Genomic DNA, 14,951 nt, shown 5'->3' on the forward strand with positions numbered 1-14,951 from the left:
CCGGCGACTCAGGCAGAAGCCATTTATTTGAGCTAGTAAGTCTGTCTGCAAGATTGTAGAACATCTGTGAATCTGTGCGCCTTTGGGCTGACAGCAGATTGATTATGTTCGACAGAAACAGCTTGGTGTCTTATGAAGTTTGCGAGGCAAATTTTGTCTGGCACTCTTGCAGCGTGTAAATAGGGGGACGATTAACCGTGTCTGTTGGAATTCTTGGCACCAAACTGGGGATGACCCAGGTTTTTGATGAGGCAGGGAAGGCTATTCCTGTAACCGTCGTCCAGGCTGGCCCCTGCACAGTCACGCAAATTAAAACAGCAGAGGTGGATGGCTACAGTGCTGTCCAAGTTGGCTTTGGCGAGGTTACCGAAAAGGCGTTGAACAAGCCTGAACTCGGACACCTCAAAAAAGCTGAAGCGTCTCCCCTCCGCCACTTAAAGGAATATCGCCTCGACAGTCCTGCTGATTATCAGTTAGGGCAGCAGTTGACGGCGGATATCTTTACGCCAGGGCAGCAGGTGGACGTAATTGGAACGAGCATCGGACGCGGCTTTGCGGGCTACCAAAAGCGCCACAACTTCAAGCGGGGGCCGATGGCTCACGGTTCCAAGAACCACCGTCTTCCCGGTTCTACGGGTGCAGGCACTACGCCAGGTCGCGTTTATCCTGGCAAGCGCATGGCAGGTCGTCTGGGTGGCACGAGAACCACGATCAAGAAGCTGACAATTGTGCGGGTGGATGGCGATCGCAACTTGCTCCTGATCAAAGGGGCAATCCCTGGAAAGCCGGGTGCCTTGGTCAATATTGTTCCTGCCAAACAGGTCGGAAAAACGAACTAAAAATTTGCTGAGCGTTTGGATTTTGCGATTTTGGTGATTGGAGCAGTGAGCCAGCACCCCGACGAGGAGAAACAGACCCATGGTTGAGTGTGTAGTTAAAAATTGGCAGGGTGAAAGCGCTGGCACCGCCTCGCTAGATCTGCGCGTCGCTAACGAAGACAATGCGCCCCATATCGTTCATCGGGCCTTGGTGCGCCAGTTGAATAATGCTCGACAGGGCACTGCCTCTACCAAGACTCGTTCTGAGGTTAGAGGTGGTGGACGTAAGCCTTGGCGGCAAAAGGGCACAGGTCGCGCCCGTGCGGGTTCGATTCGCTCTCCCCTATGGCGCGGCGGCGGCGTTATCTTTGGCCCCAAACCCAGGGACTACTCCGTCAAGATGAACCGCAAGGAGAGGCGCTTGGCGCTCGGAACCGCGCTGCAAAGCCGTGCTGAAGACCTGATTGTGGTTCAAGATTTCGCAAATGAGTTGCCCCGTCCCAAAACCAAGGAACTGGCGCAGGCGCTGACTCGCTGGGGTGTAGGGGAAAACGAAACGGCTCTCCTAATTGTTTCTGAGCGAGACGAGATGGTTTATCTGTCGGCTCGAAACATTAGCTCCATCAAGCTAATTTCTGCTGGCAATCTCAACATCTTTGATTTGCTGGCGGCTGACAAGATCGTGGCAACTGCGTCTGCCCTAGAAAAAGTGCAGGAGGTATACGGTGACTAAGTTTGATTCGCGCAACCTGGCAGATCTGATTCGCCGTCCCCTAGTGACTGAAAAGGCAACTCAGCTTCTTGAGGAAAACAAGTACGTCTTTGAAGTGGTTCCCAGCGCAACAAAGCCGCAGATCAAGGCAGCTATTGAATCTTTGTTTGAGGTGAAGGTGGTTGGTGTGAACACCAGCAAGCCCCCGAAGAAGCATCGTCGAGTCGGTCGATTTGCTGGACACAAGCCCCAATACAAGCGGGCAGTTGTGACCCTGGCAACAGGTGATTCCATCGTCCTGTTCCCCGAAGTGTAACGTCTGAAAGCCATCCCCTTAAGAGATTGAAGCCATGGGCATTCGTACATACCGACCTTATACACCTGGCACGCGAGAGCGCTCCGTTGCTGACTTTGCTGAGATCACTCGTAGTGAACCAGAAAAGTCCCTGACTCGCTCGGTGCATCGTCCCAAGGGACGCAACAATCGGGGCGTAATCACCTGTCGCCATCGGGGTGGCGGGCACAAGCGACTGTATCGGATAATTGACTTTCGCCGCGACAAGCGAAACATTCCCGCTAAAGTAGCAGCAATCGAGTATGATCCCAACCGCAACGCCCGGATTGCGCTTCTATATTATCAGGATGGCGAGAAGCGCTACATCCTTTGTCCGGCTGGCTTGACGGTCGGTACAACTGTGATCGCAGGTGAAGACTCTCCTTTTGAGGTCGGAAACGCTTTACCACTGGGCAGTATGCCGCTAGGTACGACGGTTCACAATGTGGAATTAGTCCCTGGCAAGGGTGGACAGATTGTTCGCGCAGCAGGCGCTTCGGCGCAAATTGTAGCGAAAGAGGGTGATTTTGTGACACTCCGCCTGCCATCCACAGAGGTGCGGATGGTTCGCCGCGAGTGCTATGCCACGATTGGTGCGGTGGGTAATGCCGAGTCTCGCAACATTAGCCTAGGCAAGGCAGGGCGCAAGCGTTGGTTGGGCCGTCGTCCGGAAGTTCGCGGTAGTGTCATGAACCCAGTCGATCACCCCCACGGCGGCGGTGAAGGACGTGCTCCGATCGGTCGTTCTGGCCCTGTGACCCCCTGGGGTAAGCCAGCCTTGGGCATGAAGACTCGGAAGAAGAAGAAGGCAAGTAATGCGTTGATTGTTCGTCGCCGCCGCCGCACGTCCAAGCGCGGTCGCGGAGGTCGTGAGTCTTAAGGTTCCGAATCTTTTTACAGGGTTTATGGTTCGTTGACTATCACACGTTTGGTCAATTGGTAGAGGTAAGTCGGTTATGTCTCGCTCACTCAAAAAAGGTCCTTTCGTGGCTGATCACCTTCTAAAAAAGGTTGAAGCGTTGAATGTGAAGGGCGATAAGCAGGTAATCAAAACCTGGTCTCGTGCCTCAACGATTCTGCCTCAGATGATTGGACATACGATTGCCGTTCATAACGGTCGTCAGCATGTTCCGGTTTATGTAACGGAGCAAATGGTGGGACACAAGTTGGGTGAGTTTGCGCCGACTCGTACCTTCCGGGGACATGCCAAGAGCGACAAGAAGTCTCGTCGTTAGGTTGAGTCAGGTTTATTTCAGGACGTTCGCAGTAGTTCACAGATACTTGGATTTAGTGCTTGCTGTTGCTCAAACTCTAAAAGCTCTCTGCAAGACACTTGAGAGGAAATCATCATGGCAGTTACGACCGCAGACGAAGTAAAAGCTGTTGCCCGTTATATCCGCATGTCGCCCCACAAGGTGCGTCGGGTTCTGGATCAGATCCGGGGGCGTTCTTACCGAGAGGCACTGATTATCCTGGAGTTTATGCCCTACCGCGCTTGCGATCCTGTGCTTAAGGTGCTGCGTTCTGCCGTTGCCAATGCTGAGCATAACGAGGGCTATGCCCCTGCTGATCTCGTAGTGACGACTGCCTATGCTGATCAGGGCCCCGTGCTGAAGCGGTTTCGTCCCCGCGCTCAGGGTCGGGCCTATCAAATCCGCAAACCGACTTGTCACATCACGATTGCGGTTGCGCCGGGTGCTGAAGACTAAGTTACGACCCTGTTTGGGCGTTTTGAATGGCGATCGCTCCTTGTTTTATACCCTTCACTCAAATTTTTGCCTTTTCTGAGGACGCATTGTGGGACAGAAGATTCATCCAGTTGGTTTCCGCCTCGGCATCACCCAGGAGCATCGCTCTCTCTGGTTTGCTGACTCCAGCCGCTATCCCAAGCTGCTGCAAGAGGACTACAAAATCCGCAAATATGTTGCCAAAGAGTTGAGCAGTGCAGGTATCTCTGAGGTTCGCATTGAGCGCAAGGCCGATCAAATCGACCTCCAAGTTCTGACGGCCCGCCCTGGCGTGGTTGTGGGTCGTGGCGGCGCGGGGATCGAAAAGCTGCGCGAGGGTCTTCAAAAAGAGTTGGGAGACACCAGTCGTCAGATTCGGATCAACGTAGTTGAGGTTGCTCGTGTGGATGCTGATGCTGCGCTGATTGCTGAATACGTGCAGCAGCAGCTCGAAAAGCGGGTTTCGTTCCGTCGGGTTGTGCGTCAGGCGATTACTCGCGCTCAGAAATCAGGGGTGCAGGGTATCAAAATCCAGGTGAGTGGTCGGCTAAACGGCGCAGAAATTGCCCGTACTGAATACACTCGCGAAGGCAAGGTGCCGCTCCACACGCTGCGGGCAGATATTGACTATGCCTACACCACTGCCCAGACGATCTACGGCATTTTGGGGATCAAGGTGTGGGTGTTCAAAGGCGAGATTATTCCTGGGCAGGAACGAGTAACGCAAGAAGCCGCTCCCAATAATGTGCCGCCCCGTCGCCGTCAGCAGCGCCGCCGCCAGTTTGAGGATCGTTCTAACGAAGGATAGGGAAGGCGGGCTGAAGGGCGAAAGCTGAATCAGACCAGTGCTTCCATCCCCACCCTGACCCTAGCTTCAATTTCAAGGTAGTGAGCCATGTTAAGTCCAAGACGAACTAAATTCCGCAAGCAGCAGCGCGGCCGCATGAAAGGGCGGGCAACTCGCGGCAACAATATTGACTTTGGTGATTTTGGGCTTCAGGCAATGGAGCCGTCCTGGATTACCTCCCGTCAGATTGAGGCTAGCCGTCGAGCCATGACTCGATACATCCGTCGGGGTGGCAAGATCTGGATTCGTATTTTCCCGGATAAGCCTGTTACCATGCGTCCAGCCGAAACCCGGATGGGTTCGGGTAAGGGCAACCCTGAGTTTTGGGTGGCAGTGGTAAAGCCGGGTCGAATCTTGTTTGAGATTGCTGGAGTACCGGAAGAGACAGCCCGCGAGGCAATGCGACTGGCGCAGTACAAACTCCCAATCAAGACCAAGTTCATTGTTAAGGAACAACAAGAGCAAGCAGTGGAGGAGTCGTAGAGATGGCTCTGCCTAAGATTTCAGAGATTCGTGATCTCAGTGATCAAGAACTCAGTGAGCAGATTGTAGCTGCCAAGAAGCAGTTATTTGACTTGCGCTTCCAAAAGGCGACGCGGCAACTGGATAAGACGCATCAGTTTGGGCATGTCCGCCACCGGCTGGCGCAACTGATGACTGTGGAGCGGGAGCGACAATTGGCAGCTGCACAAGCGGATGCAGAGAAGGAGTAAGGGGCAATGGCAGTCAAAGAGCGAGTTGGAGTCGTGGTGAGCGACAAGATGGAAAAGACGGTCGTCGTCGCGGTGGAGAACCGTGCCCCTCACCCGAAGTATCGCAAGATTATGGTGCGAACCAAGCGTTATAAGGTTCACGACGAAGAAAACAAGTGCAAAACGGGCGATCGCGTTCGGATTCAAGAAACCCGTCCGCTCAGCCGCACAAAGCGTTGGATCGTTGTGGACATCCTAAATCAGACTTCAGAGAGCTAGTCCACCCCGGAGGAGAGACACCATGATTCAACAGGAAACTTATCTCAGCGTGGCGGACAACAGCGGCGCTCGCAAGCTGATGTGCATTCGAGTGTTGGGTGGCAACCGCCGCTATGCCGGTGTGGGGGATGTGATCATCGCTGTGGTTAAGGATGCCATTCCGAATATGGCAGTCAAGAAGTCTGATGTGGTACGGGCAGTGGTTGTGCGAACCAAGAAGGGTCTGCGCCGAGACAGCGGCATGAGCATTCGGTTTGACGATAATGCCGCTGTGATCATCAACAACGATGGCAACCCTAGAGGAACTCGCGTGTTTGGCCCGGTTGCGCGGGAGTTGCGCGATAAGAACTTTACTAAGATTGTCTCGCTGGCTCCGGAGGTGCTGTGATGGGCAAGCTGCGCTACAAAATGCATGTGAAGAAGGGCGACACCGTCCAGGTTATTTCAGGAAGCGATAAGGGCAAAGTCGGCGAGATCTTGCGTGTTTATCCTGAAACCAGCAAGGTGGTGGTCAAGGGCGTTAACGTGCGGACGAAGCATGTTAAGCCTCAGCAAGAAGGGGAGTCTGGTCAGATTCAGACCTTTGAGGCTCCGATTCATAGCTCCAATGTCCTTCCCTACTCTACCAAGCAGAAGGTTGCGAGCCGAATTTCTTATACCTTCAATGCGGATGGCCGAAAAGTCAGAATGCTGAAGAAAACCGGTGAGATTATCGACTAGCGTTTCAGATTCACGTTTCATGTTTCATTCCTGACCAAGCCCAGGAATATATCAGGAGAGTGTTATGGCAAGTCCCAGGTTAAAAACCTACTATCAGGAGACCGTAGTTCCGAAGCTGGTTGAGCAGTTTAACTACGAAAACGTTCATCAGGTTCCTAAAGTGGTCAAGGTGACCGTGAACCGGGGGATGGGCGAAGCGGCTCAGAATGCAAAAGCGCTGGAGGCTTCTCTGGCAGAGATTGCGGTAATCACTGGACAAAAGCCAGTGGTGACGAGGGCTAAGAAGGCGATCGCCGGTTTCAAGATCCGTAAAGGAATGCCAGTGGGTATCATGGTCACCCTGCGCTCGGAGCGCATGTATGCCTTTCTGGATCGCCTTATAAACTTGGTGCTGCCTCGGATTCGAGATTTTCGCGGCATCAGCCCCAAGAGCTTTGATGGTCGTGGCAACTATACTCTGGGGCTTCGTGAACAGCTCATTTTCCCCGAAATCGAGTACGACAACATTGATCAAATTCGGGGCATGGACATTTCGATCATCACCACGGCAACCACAGATGAAGAGGGACGTGCCCTGTTAAAGGAACTGGGAATGCCCTTTCGCGATAACTGAGGCAGGCTGACAAAGAGGAAATTATGGCGTCTAACGACACAATTGCAGACATGCTGACCCGCATTCGCAACGCGAATCTCGCCCGGCATCAAACGACCGAAGTCCCGTCTACCAAGATGACGCGCAACATCGCTCGTGTGCTCTTGGAAGAAGGATTCATTAGCGAGTTTTCTGAGACAGGCGAAGGAGCGCAGAAGCGACTGGTAATTGCTCTGAAATATAAGGGCAAAGGCCGCCGTCCGATTATCAATGCGCTACAGCGGGTCAGCAAACCTGGACTGCGAGTTTACTCAAACTGCCGCGATCTGCCTCGCGTGTTGGGTGGCATTGGAATTGCCATTGTTTCAACCTCCAGCGGCATCATGACGGATCGGGATGCCCGTCGTCAGGGTGTGGGAGGAGAAGTTCTCTGCTACGTCTGGTAAGGATTTTTCTCGATCTGGCTTTGTCTGAGCGGATGGCTGCTTGGGTCAAAGCTAAATCTAGCCTTTCATTTTATTTGTGTTTGCTTTGTGTTTGCCTGGTGGCGCTTGTGTCGTAAGCGCATCGCTTGAAGGCCAGCAAGATCGTCCAGGAGTGACTTGTCATGTCTCGCATTGGAAAACGTCCTATTAGTGTTCCTCAGAAGGTGACCGTTACCCTTGACGGTCAAACTCTGGTTGTTAAAGGCCCCAAGGGAGAACTCTCGCGCACGCTTCCGCCAGAGGTTGAGGTTCTGCAAGAGGGCGATACGTTAACGGTGAATCGTCGCAACGAGTCCCGTGCTGCCCGTCAGCGCCACGGGTTGTGCCGAACGCTGGTTGCCAATATGGTGGAGGGCGTATCTCAGGGATTCCAGCGCAAGCTTGAAATCCAGGGGGTGGGTTATCGGGCTCAGATTCAAGGGCGAAATCTGAACCTGATTGTAGGCTATAGCCATCCAGTTTTGATCGAGCCGCCTGATGGAGTTCAATTTGCTGTTGAGAATAACACCAACATTCTGGTCAGCGGAATTGATAAAGAAATTGTCGGTAATATTGCGGCTCAGGTTCGCGCAGTTCGTCCGCCAGAACCCTACAAGGGCAAGGGCATTCGCTATGCTGGCGAGGTTGTCAGACGTAAGGCCGGTAAGGCAGGGAAGAAATAACCTATGAAACTGACTCGTAAAGAAGCGACTCAGCGTCGTCACGTCCGCATCCGCCAGACAGTTTCTGGCACGTCTGAACGTCCTCGTCTGGCTATATTTCGCTCTAATCAGCATATCTACGCCCAGGTCATTGATGACACGCAGCATCGAACGCTTGCTGCTGCATCGACGCTAGAGCCTGCGCTGCGCGAAAAGATCACTTCAGGTGCTAACTGCGATGCGTCTGTAGAAGTCGGTAAGCTGATCGCAGCGCGATCGCTCGAAAAGGGGATTACGCAAGTCGTGTTTGACCGGGGCGGCAAGCTGTATCACGGCCGCGTCAAGGCTTTGGCAGATGCCGCTCGTGAAGGTGGTCTAAGCTTCTAGCCTTTCAGATTCATCTTTAGGACAAGCACACTATCCAGGACAAGCAAGCTATGGCGAAGAAAACCAAGACAAGTCGCGTCAAAGAAAAAGAAACTGAGTGGCAGGAGCGTGTTGTTCAAATCCGCCGCGTTACCAAAGTGGTTAAGGGGGGTAAGAAGCTTAGCTTCCGGGCGATCGTGATCGTCGGCAACGAACGGGGTCAGGTTGGGGTTGGGGTTGGCAAGGCCGCTGACGTAATCGGTGCAGTGAAGAAAGGCGTTGCTGACGGCAAGAAGCACTTGGTCGAGGTTCCCCTGACTAAATCTGACTCCATTCCTCACCCAACCAACGGCGCAGGCGGCGGCGCGAAGGTGATGATTCGTCCTGCAGCTCCGGGAACTGGTGTAATTGCAGGTGGTTCCGTGCGTACCGTGCTAGAACTGGCGGGTGTGAAGAACGTTCTGGCGAAACAGTTGGGTTCGGGTAACCCGCTCAATAATGCCAGGGCCGCTGCAAATGCACTTTCTGCCCTCCGCACCTTCTCTGAGGTAGCAGAAGAACGCGATGTTCCCATTGAAAAACTCTATTCTTGACGAACTATGAGACTTTCAGACACATTTCCAAAACCGGGTTCTCAGAAGCGTCGTCGCCGGGTTGGCCGGGGCATTTCCGCCGGGCAGGGTGCAAGCGGCGGCTTCGGAATGCGGGGACAAAAGTCGCGCTCTGGACGCAGCACCCGACCGGGTTTTGAGGGTGGGCAGTTGCCTCTCTATCGCCGGATTCCGAAGCTGAAGCATTTTCCGCTGATCAACCGGATGTCCTACACCATCGTGAACGTCGGAGACTTGGCTGAACTGCCTAAGGGGACAGAGGTCAGCCTCGATTCGCTGATGGAATTGGGAATTGTGACGCAAAACGATGGCCCGTTGAAGATTTTGGGCGACGGTGAACTGAGTGTTGCGCTTCAAGTGACGGCTGCGGCCTTTACTGAATCGGCGAAGCGTAAGATTGAGGGCGCAGGCGGAAGCTTCAACCTGCTAGATTAAGATATGGAGCGACTTTGCAGCAAGGCAGAGCGGTGAGTGGTTGGCTCTCCTGCTCTGCTTAGTTTTATAGAGGGAGAGGTACTGAGACTATGGTGCGCGATAAGACACCCACGGCGCAGGAAACTTTCTTGCAGATGGCCCAAGCGGCCGGACTGCGAGGACGACTTTTGCTGACTTTGGGAATGTTGATTCTGGTACGGTTGGGTGTCTTTATCCCGATCCCTGGCATTAATCGACAGGCCTTTCAGGCGGCCACAGAGACCGGCGCTTTATCGGCCATCATTGGCTTTTTAGATGTGTTTACGGGTCGAGGACTTTCGACGCTGGGTATTTTTGCACTGGGTATTTTGCCTTATATTAATGCGTCTATTATTCTGCAACTGCTGACGGCTGCGCTCCCCAGTCTTGAGAAGCTGCAAAAAGAAGAGGGAGAAGCGGGACGCCGAAAGATTGCTCAAATTACGCGCTACGTTGCACTGGGTTGGGGCATTATTCAAAGCCTGGGTCTAGCGATTTTTGTGAACCAGTTTGCTGAGTCGCCGGGGCCGCTGTTCATTGCACAGATGGTGCTGGCTCTAACGGCTGGCTCGATGTTTGTGATGTGGGTGGGTGAGCTGATTACGGAGCGGGGTGTGGGCAATGGTGCGTCGCTGCTAATTTTCGTCAGCATTGTGTCAACTTTGCCGCGATCGCTCGGACAAACTATCGACCTTGCCCAGAGTGGCGATCGCAGCGTGGTTAGCGGCGTGATCATTCTGCTTCTAGTGTTCCTGGCAATGATCGTCGGCATCGTCTTTGTTCAAGAGGGAACCCGGCGTATTCCCATCATCTCTGCCCGTCGCCAGGTCGGGCGCAGGCTCTACCTTGAGAAGAGCAGCTATCTGCCGCTGCGCCTCAATCAGGGCGGCGTAATGCCGATTATTTTTGCTACAGCGGTTCTGTCTCTCCCGATCTACCTCTCGCAGTTTTTTGGGGATAACGAGATGGTGACGCGGGTGCTGTCTTATCTGCGTCCGGGCACTTGGGTCTACGTGCTGCTGCTGCTGCTGCTGATCTTGTTTTTCAGCTACTTCTATGCCTCGCTAGTGGTCAATCCAGTAGACATGTCCCAGAACCTGAAGAAGATGGGCGCAAGCGTGCCGGGGATTCGTCCTGGTAAGGCAACGAGTGACTATCTTGAGCGGGTGCTGAACCGACTGACCTTTTTGGGTGCGATTTTTCTGGGATTGGTTGCGATTGTTCCGGCTGCCGTTGAAGGCGCGACCCGCGTGACGACCTTTCAGGGCTTGGGTGCTACGTCACTGCTAATTCTAGTGGGCGTCGCAATCGACACGGCAAAGCAGATTCAGACCTATGTAATTTCGCAGCGCTATGAAGGGATGGTGAAGCAATAGTGGCACGACTGATATTTTTAGGACCGCCCGGAGCGGGCAAAGGAACTCAGGCGGCCGAACTAGCGGCTAGCTCTTCGATTCCTCATGTTTCTACAGGAGATATTTTGCGGGCTGCTGTGGCAAGCGGAACCGAGCTTGGGCAAAAGGCTCAGTCCTACATGGATCGCGGGGAACTGGTGCCGGATGCTTTGATTCTGGACTTGGTGCGCGATCGCCTCAGCCAGCCAGATGCCCAAGGAGGCTGGATTTTGGACGGCTTTCCTCGCAATGTTGAGCAGGCCAAGTTTCTCGATGAGCTATTGGCAGAAATTGAACAGTCCTGCGATTGTGTCGTTAATTTGGAAGTGCCCGATGAGGTTTTGGTGGCCCGCCTCCTGGGTCGAGGGCGGACAGACGATAACGAGGAAGTGATTCGTACTCGTCTGGCGGTATACCGCAATCAAACTGCGCCGCTGATTGACTTTTATCGCGATCGCCAGCAGCTTGTTTCAATCGATGGCAATCAATCCATTGAACATGTGGGGGCGGCGCTACGCCAGTTGATTAGCAGCTAAGCAGCGTAGCTTGGCTTGAAAAAAACATGTATAGATAGACCGTCCCAAGCTTATTGGTCGTGCCGCGGATAACAACACACGCAGGTTCTTGGAGTATTTGTTAATCTAATAGATGGCGCATTTTTTATAGATGGCGCATTTTTTAGGTGTTTAGGGTACTCAACGGTTCCCTGGGGTATGAAAGCGGTTTGCTTCAAGACCCTTTGTGATGGATATGTTTGGAATACCCGCTTGGAACATCAGAGAGGCAGGATCGCTCTAGGCTGTAAATTGGCACGCTGCAAAGCGCTATGGGGTCTGGATCAATGGTCTGAGTCACTGGTTTGAATCGTTTGTAGTTTAGGAGGATGCATTGTCTAAACAGGATCTGATTGAAATGGAAGGAACGGTAACGGATTCGTTGCCCAACGCCATGTTTCGCGTGGACTTAGACAACGGATTTAACGTCTTGGCCCATATTTCGGGCAAGATTCGCCGAAATTACATCAAAATTTTGCCGGGCGATCGCGTCAAGGTTGAGCTAACACCCTACGACCTGACAAAAGGGCGAATTACCTATCGCCTCCGAAATAAGAAGTAGGAGACGCACTGCATTCAAGTGTTAGTAGCTGTTAATGGCGTTTAGCGCGATCGCCTGCCCACAGGCGGCATATTTAATCTGAGACTTTTCCTTGACATTCTATCTAAAAAGTTGATAAGATACTGGGTTTGTAGTCAGTACTCAAATTTGGGACATTTCGGGGCATGAAAGTCCGAGCATCCGTCAAGAAAATCTGTGAGAAGTGTCGCGTCATCCGTCGCCGCGGCCGAGTTATGGTGATTTGTTCTAACCCCAAGCATAAGCAACGGCAGGGTTAGTACGTTGAGTGGTTGAATCGACCTAATCTTAGGTCAGTTTGAAGTTGAGTTCATTGCTGAGCGGCAGAAGTAGGAGTACAAAGCGTGGCACGAATTGCCGGAGTGGATCTTCCTCGCGATAAGCGTGTTGAAATCGGTTTGACCTATATCTATGGCATCGGGCTGACCCGATCCAAAGCAATCCTTGCGAAGACGGGTGTGAACCCCGATACTCGCGTTAAGGATCTGAGCGACGCAGATGTTGCAGCCCTGCGCGAAACGGTGGAGTCTGACTATGAGGTCGAGGGTGACCTCAGACGTTTGGAATCCCTGAACATTAAGCGCCTGATGGACATCGGCACCTACCGCGGCCGGCGGCACCGGATGGGTCTACCCGTTCGCGGACAGCGGACTCGCACGAATGCTCGAACCCGTCGCGGCGGTCGGCGCACGGTGGCTGGCAAGAAGAAGGCTCCTGGCAAGAAGTAGACGATAGGTTGAGGGTGGTGCTAGCGGACTTGTGTGAACCAGTGCGTGGTTCTTTGTCAGGCCGCTTTTGCCAGAAGTGAATTAGCGCGTTGGTTTTGTTCCCTCTTTGGTGTGGTTGTATCTGATTGCTTGACCTACTTGCCTCAGCGATCGAGATAGTTGCGGGCGGGAAGGCTTTTAGTCCTGGCTCTAAGGCTGTTTGAGTGCGATCGCCCTTCTACTTTCCTCTCAAGTGCTGCCAGTCCAATCTTCCACGCCTATTCACCCCATCCCTCTGAATCTATTTCCCTGTCCTAACAGTTTGACTACCCTTGGTTTGACAAAGTAAACCCTATTCCTAGACTTAGCGAAGAGAAATGGCTCGACAACCCACGAAACGAACTGGCCCCAAGAAGCAAAAGAAGAACATCCCCAGCGGCGTTGCCCATATCCAGTCCACATTCAACAACACGATCGTGACGATCACGGACGCAAACGGAGAGGCGATTTCTTGGGCCTCTGCTGGCTCCAGCGGCTTCAAAGGGGCCAAGAAAGGAACCCCTTTTGCGGCTCAGACTGCTGCTGAAAATGCGGCTCGTCGTGCCATGGATCAGGGAATGCGTCAGATTGAGGTGATGGTCAGTGGGCCCGGGTCAGGACGGGAGACTGCCATTCGAGCGCTCCAGGGCGCTGGACTGGAAATCACACTAATCCGCGACGTAACGCCTATCCCACACAACGGCTGTCGTCCTCCCAAGCGGCGTCGAGTCTAGTTTTTCCTGCTTTGTTGGGGCAAGGACTGCCGGAAGCTCAGCAAGCAGGGAGTCGAGCGGATTCAGTTGAGGGATAAAGCGCTGGTTTTTGTTTCGACGGTTGATATCTTTGCTAGGCTGACCAGTCAGGTTTTGTTTCTCCAGAGCAAGGGGATAGAGCGCTGGCAGACGAGAACATTGAAAACATAAGAAGGTTGCCTGCCTTCTGTGGCTAAGGAGAAGAGAGGTTGGTCTATGGCACATTTCAAGGTTGAGTGCATAGAGTCCGAAACAGGGAAAAACCAGAGTCTATACAGCAAGTTTGTTCTTGAGCCTTTGGAGCGGGGTCAGGGTACGACGGTCGGAAATGCACTCCGACGTGTGCTGCTGTCGAACCTAGAGGGGGCTGCGGTTACGGCAGTCCGCATTGCAGGGGTGACGCATGAGTTTATGACCGTGCCGGGTGTGAAAGAGGATGCCCTCGACATCCTGCTGAACATGAAGGAAGTCGTGCTGAAGAGTTACTCTTCTCAGCCCCAGATTGGACGGCTTCGGGTGGAGGGCCCGCTGGAGGTCACCTCTGCTTACTTCGATCTTCCATCTGATGTCGAAGTGGTGGATGAGACTCAGCACATCGCGACAGTTTCCGCAGGTTCTGTGCTGGAGATGGAGTTTAAGATCGAGAAGGGCATCGGCTATCGAGCCATTGATCGGAGCCGGGATGACTCTTCGGCGGTTGATTATTTGCAGATCGACTCAATTTTCATGCCTGTGCGTAAGGTGAATTACACCGTTGAGGATGCACGGGTTGGCGGATCTCTAGAAAAAGATCGCCTAATCATGGAAGTGTGGACGAATGGTAGCATCACTCCTCAAGATGCCCTGAGTCAGGCTGCCAGTATTCTGGTGGATCTATTTACCCCGCTGAAAGACATCACGATTGATGACATTGGGCCCATCTTCCCGGATGATGAAGATCCCCACAACCAGATCTTGATTGAGGAACTGAATCTTTCGGTTCGCGCCTACAACTGTCTGAAACGGGCCCAGATCAATACAGTGGCGGATTTACTGGAGTACTCCCAAGAAGATTTGTTAGAAATCAAAAACTTTGGTGCTAAGTCTGCCGAAGAGGTGATCGAGGCGCTTCAAACTCGCATGGGGATTACCTTGCCCCATGAAAAGCCTGCCAAGACTGGTTAAGGTCGTTGGGGTTCTAGCTTGCTGTGCCGTATTGGGGCTGGGCAAGGGTTAAGGACTTTGGGTGGGGACTTTACCGTGCTGCTTTCGTTTTGCTGTTTAGTTTAATTTCTAAGTGATATGCGTCACCGTCGTCGTGTTCCACAACTGGGTAAGCCCGCAGATCAGCGGCGCGCTCTCCTCAGAGCGCTGACTACCGAGCTCATTCGTCACGGTCGCATCACAACGACCAAGGTGCGGGCCAAGGCAGTTCGTTCCGAAGCAGAGCGAATGATTACGCTTGCAAAGGACGGCTCTCTGGCTGCTCGACGTGAGGTTCTGGGCTACCTTTATGACAAGCAGCTTGTTCACGCCCTGTTTGAGGGTGCGAAGGAGCGCTATGGCGATCGCAATGGGGGCTACACTCGCATTCAGCGAACCGTAAGCCGCCGGGGCGATAATGCTGAAATGGCGATTATCGAACTGACTTGAGGATGTAGGCATCTGG

The 14,951-nt window shown here is 53.2% G+C and carries 26 protein-coding genes; all 26 read left to right on the forward strand.

Annotated elements, in window-relative coordinates; translation table 11 throughout:
- The first annotated feature begins 197 nt into the window (after nt 1-197).
- The 26 genes from rplC (at nt 198) to rplQ (ending at nt 14,935) form a co-directional block, all read left to right on the forward strand.
- Nucleotides 198-839, forward strand: a complete 642-nt coding sequence (gene rplC / locus JTM80_RS08735; RefSeq protein ID WP_172358442.1) for a 50S ribosomal protein L3 — start codon at nt 198-200, stop codon at nt 837-839.
- Nucleotides 840-918: 79 nt separating this feature from the next.
- Nucleotides 919-1,551, forward strand: a complete 633-nt coding sequence (gene rplD / locus JTM80_RS08740) for a 50S ribosomal protein L4 (RefSeq protein WP_205371002.1) — start codon at nt 919-921, stop codon at nt 1,549-1,551.
- Nucleotides 1,544-1,846 carry a 50S ribosomal protein L23 gene (locus JTM80_RS08745; protein WP_068510083.1) on the forward strand — a complete coding sequence of 101 codons (303 nt, stop codon included), beginning with the start codon at nt 1,544-1,546 and terminating at the stop codon, nt 1,844-1,846. The genes rplD and JTM80_RS08745 overlap by 8 nt, the downstream gene beginning before the upstream one ends.
- A 34-nt stretch (nt 1,847-1,880) precedes the next feature.
- Nucleotides 1,881-2,744: a 50S ribosomal protein L2 gene (gene rplB, locus JTM80_RS08750; RefSeq protein ID WP_172358440.1), complete on the forward strand. Its 864-nt coding sequence runs from the start codon at nt 1,881-1,883 to the stop codon at nt 2,742-2,744.
- 76 nt (nt 2,745-2,820) lie between these two features.
- A complete protein-coding gene (rpsS, locus tag JTM80_RS08755; RefSeq protein WP_068510079.1) occupies nt 2,821-3,099 on the forward strand; it encodes a 30S ribosomal protein S19 in 279 nt (92 codons plus the stop codon).
- Nucleotides 3,100-3,213: 114 nt separating this feature from the next.
- Nucleotides 3,214-3,573 carry a 50S ribosomal protein L22 gene (rplV, locus tag JTM80_RS08760; RefSeq protein ID WP_205371003.1) on the forward strand — a complete coding sequence of 120 codons (360 nt, stop codon included), beginning with the start codon at nt 3,214-3,216 and terminating at the stop codon, nt 3,571-3,573.
- A gap of 88 nt (nt 3,574-3,661) precedes the next feature.
- Nucleotides 3,662-4,399 carry a 30S ribosomal protein S3 gene (gene rpsC, locus JTM80_RS08765; protein ID WP_172358438.1) on the forward strand — a complete coding sequence of 246 codons (738 nt, stop codon included), beginning with the start codon at nt 3,662-3,664 and terminating at the stop codon, nt 4,397-4,399.
- A gap of 87 nt (nt 4,400-4,486) precedes the next feature.
- A complete protein-coding gene (rplP, locus tag JTM80_RS08770; protein WP_068510074.1) occupies nt 4,487-4,921 on the forward strand; it encodes a 50S ribosomal protein L16 in 435 nt (144 codons plus the stop codon).
- Nucleotides 4,922-4,923: 2 nt separating this feature from the next.
- Nucleotides 4,924-5,151 (forward strand): 50S ribosomal protein L29, encoded by a 228-nt coding sequence (gene rpmC, locus JTM80_RS08775; protein WP_172358437.1) that lies wholly within the window; start codon nt 4,924-4,926, stop codon nt 5,149-5,151.
- 6 nt (nt 5,152-5,157) lie between these two features.
- The gene (gene rpsQ, locus JTM80_RS08780; protein WP_172358436.1) at nt 5,158-5,409 is read left to right on the forward strand and encodes a 30S ribosomal protein S17; all 252 of its coding nucleotides are present in this window, start codon (nt 5,158-5,160) and stop codon (nt 5,407-5,409) included.
- 22 nt (nt 5,410-5,431) lie between these two features.
- Nucleotides 5,432-5,797, forward strand: coding sequence for a 50S ribosomal protein L14 (gene rplN / locus JTM80_RS08785; RefSeq protein ID WP_172358435.1), 366 nt, complete (start codon nt 5,432-5,434; stop codon nt 5,795-5,797).
- Nucleotides 5,797-6,129 (forward strand): 50S ribosomal protein L24, encoded by a 333-nt coding sequence (rplX, locus tag JTM80_RS08790; RefSeq protein WP_068510066.1) that lies wholly within the window; start codon nt 5,797-5,799, stop codon nt 6,127-6,129. The genes rplN and rplX overlap by 1 nt, the downstream gene beginning before the upstream one ends.
- 64 nt (nt 6,130-6,193) lie before the next feature.
- On the forward strand, nt 6,194-6,742 hold the full coding sequence (gene rplE / locus JTM80_RS08795; protein WP_068510065.1) for a 50S ribosomal protein L5: 549 nt from the start codon (nt 6,194-6,196) through the stop codon (nt 6,740-6,742).
- Between the two features lie 23 nt (nt 6,743-6,765).
- Entirely contained in the window at nt 6,766-7,167 is a 402-nt protein-coding gene (rpsH, locus tag JTM80_RS08800) for a 30S ribosomal protein S8 (protein WP_068510063.1), read from the forward strand.
- Between the two features lie 161 nt (nt 7,168-7,328).
- A complete protein-coding gene (gene rplF, locus JTM80_RS08805) occupies nt 7,329-7,868 on the forward strand; it encodes a 50S ribosomal protein L6 (RefSeq protein ID WP_172358434.1) in 540 nt (179 codons plus the stop codon).
- Nucleotides 7,869-7,871: 3 nt separating this feature from the next.
- Nucleotides 7,872-8,234: a 50S ribosomal protein L18 gene (gene rplR, locus JTM80_RS08810; protein WP_205371004.1), complete on the forward strand. Its 363-nt coding sequence runs from the start codon at nt 7,872-7,874 to the stop codon at nt 8,232-8,234.
- A 50-nt stretch (nt 8,235-8,284) separates the two neighbouring features.
- Nucleotides 8,285-8,806 (forward strand): 30S ribosomal protein S5, encoded by a 522-nt coding sequence (rpsE, locus tag JTM80_RS08815; RefSeq protein WP_172358432.1) that lies wholly within the window; start codon nt 8,285-8,287, stop codon nt 8,804-8,806.
- Between the two features lie 6 nt (nt 8,807-8,812).
- The gene (gene rplO / locus JTM80_RS08820; RefSeq protein WP_172358431.1) at nt 8,813-9,259 is read left to right on the forward strand and encodes a 50S ribosomal protein L15; all 447 of its coding nucleotides are present in this window, start codon (nt 8,813-8,815) and stop codon (nt 9,257-9,259) included.
- 89 nt (nt 9,260-9,348) lie between these two features.
- Nucleotides 9,349-10,653, forward strand: a complete 1,305-nt coding sequence (gene secY / locus JTM80_RS08825; RefSeq protein WP_172358430.1) for a preprotein translocase subunit SecY — start codon at nt 9,349-9,351, stop codon at nt 10,651-10,653.
- The gene (locus JTM80_RS08830; RefSeq protein ID WP_172358429.1) at nt 10,653-11,207 is read left to right on the forward strand and encodes an adenylate kinase; all 555 of its coding nucleotides are present in this window, start codon (nt 10,653-10,655) and stop codon (nt 11,205-11,207) included. The genes secY and JTM80_RS08830 overlap by 1 nt, the downstream gene beginning before the upstream one ends.
- A gap of 352 nt (nt 11,208-11,559) precedes the next feature.
- Nucleotides 11,560-11,787: a translation initiation factor IF-1 gene (gene infA / locus JTM80_RS08835; RefSeq protein WP_058881950.1), complete on the forward strand. Its 228-nt coding sequence runs from the start codon at nt 11,560-11,562 to the stop codon at nt 11,785-11,787.
- A 164-nt stretch (nt 11,788-11,951) separates the two neighbouring features.
- Entirely contained in the window at nt 11,952-12,065 is a 114-nt protein-coding gene (rpmJ, locus tag JTM80_RS08840) for a 50S ribosomal protein L36 (RefSeq protein ID WP_006618079.1), read from the forward strand.
- Nucleotides 12,066-12,149: 84 nt separating this feature from the next.
- Nucleotides 12,150-12,533, forward strand: a complete 384-nt coding sequence (gene rpsM, locus JTM80_RS08845; RefSeq protein ID WP_068510050.1) for a 30S ribosomal protein S13 — start codon at nt 12,150-12,152, stop codon at nt 12,531-12,533.
- Nucleotides 12,534-12,889: 356 nt separating this feature from the next.
- Nucleotides 12,890-13,285, forward strand: a complete 396-nt coding sequence (gene rpsK / locus JTM80_RS08850; protein WP_068510048.1) for a 30S ribosomal protein S11 — start codon at nt 12,890-12,892, stop codon at nt 13,283-13,285.
- Nucleotides 13,286-13,519: 234 nt separating this feature from the next.
- Entirely contained in the window at nt 13,520-14,467 is a 948-nt protein-coding gene (locus JTM80_RS08855; protein ID WP_172358428.1) for a DNA-directed RNA polymerase subunit alpha, read from the forward strand.
- A gap of 117 nt (nt 14,468-14,584) precedes the next feature.
- Entirely contained in the window at nt 14,585-14,935 is a 351-nt protein-coding gene (gene rplQ / locus JTM80_RS08860) for a 50S ribosomal protein L17 (RefSeq protein ID WP_172358427.1), read from the forward strand.
- Nucleotides 14,936-14,951: the final 16 nt, after the last annotated feature.

Origin of the sequence: Thermoleptolyngbya sp. PKUAC-SCTB121 (assembly GCF_016919485.1) — a bacterium.
GTDB classification, from domain to species: domain Bacteria; phylum Cyanobacteriota; class Cyanobacteriia; order Elainellales; family Elainellaceae; genus Thermoleptolyngbya; species Thermoleptolyngbya sichuanensis.

Bases quoted from the DNA above. Each gene is read 5' to 3' on its own strand.
- rplD (WP_205371002.1), top strand. From the start codon at position 919: ATGGTTGAGTGTGTAGTTAAAAATTGGCAGGGTGAAAGCGCTGGCACC.
- rplB (WP_172358440.1), top strand. From the start codon at position 1,881: ATGGGCATTCGTACATACCGACCTTATACACCTGGCACGCGAGAGCGC.
- rpsS (WP_068510079.1), top strand. From the start codon at position 2,821: ATGTCTCGCTCACTCAAAAAAGGTCCTTTCGTGGCTGATCACCTTCTA.
- rplV (WP_205371003.1), top strand. From the start codon at position 3,214: ATGGCAGTTACGACCGCAGACGAAGTAAAAGCTGTTGCCCGTTATATC.
- rplP (WP_068510074.1), top strand. From the start codon at position 4,487: ATGTTAAGTCCAAGACGAACTAAATTCCGCAAGCAGCAGCGCGGCCGC.
- rpmC (WP_172358437.1), top strand. From the start codon at position 4,924: ATGGCTCTGCCTAAGATTTCAGAGATTCGTGATCTCAGTGATCAAGAA.
- rpsQ (WP_172358436.1), top strand. From the start codon at position 5,158: ATGGCAGTCAAAGAGCGAGTTGGAGTCGTGGTGAGCGACAAGATGGAA.
- rplN (WP_172358435.1), top strand. From the start codon at position 5,432: ATGATTCAACAGGAAACTTATCTCAGCGTGGCGGACAACAGCGGCGCT.
- rplX (WP_068510066.1), top strand. From the start codon at position 5,797: ATGGGCAAGCTGCGCTACAAAATGCATGTGAAGAAGGGCGACACCGTC.
- rplE (WP_068510065.1), top strand. From the start codon at position 6,194: ATGGCAAGTCCCAGGTTAAAAACCTACTATCAGGAGACCGTAGTTCCG.
- rpsH (WP_068510063.1), top strand. From the start codon at position 6,766: ATGGCGTCTAACGACACAATTGCAGACATGCTGACCCGCATTCGCAAC.
- rplF (WP_172358434.1), top strand. From the start codon at position 7,329: ATGTCTCGCATTGGAAAACGTCCTATTAGTGTTCCTCAGAAGGTGACC.
- rplR (WP_205371004.1), top strand. From the start codon at position 7,872: ATGAAACTGACTCGTAAAGAAGCGACTCAGCGTCGTCACGTCCGCATC.
- rpsE (WP_172358432.1), top strand. From the start codon at position 8,285: ATGGCGAAGAAAACCAAGACAAGTCGCGTCAAAGAAAAAGAAACTGAG.
- rplO (WP_172358431.1), top strand. From the start codon at position 8,813: ATGAGACTTTCAGACACATTTCCAAAACCGGGTTCTCAGAAGCGTCGT.
- secY (WP_172358430.1), top strand. From the start codon at position 9,349: ATGGTGCGCGATAAGACACCCACGGCGCAGGAAACTTTCTTGCAGATG.
- rpmJ (WP_006618079.1), top strand. From the start codon at position 11,952: ATGAAAGTCCGAGCATCCGTCAAGAAAATCTGTGAGAAGTGTCGCGTC.
- rpsK (WP_068510048.1), top strand. From the start codon at position 12,890: ATGGCTCGACAACCCACGAAACGAACTGGCCCCAAGAAGCAAAAGAAG.
- JTM80_RS08855 (WP_172358428.1), top strand. From the start codon at position 13,520: ATGGCACATTTCAAGGTTGAGTGCATAGAGTCCGAAACAGGGAAAAAC.
- rplQ (WP_172358427.1), top strand. From the start codon at position 14,585: ATGCGTCACCGTCGTCGTGTTCCACAACTGGGTAAGCCCGCAGATCAG.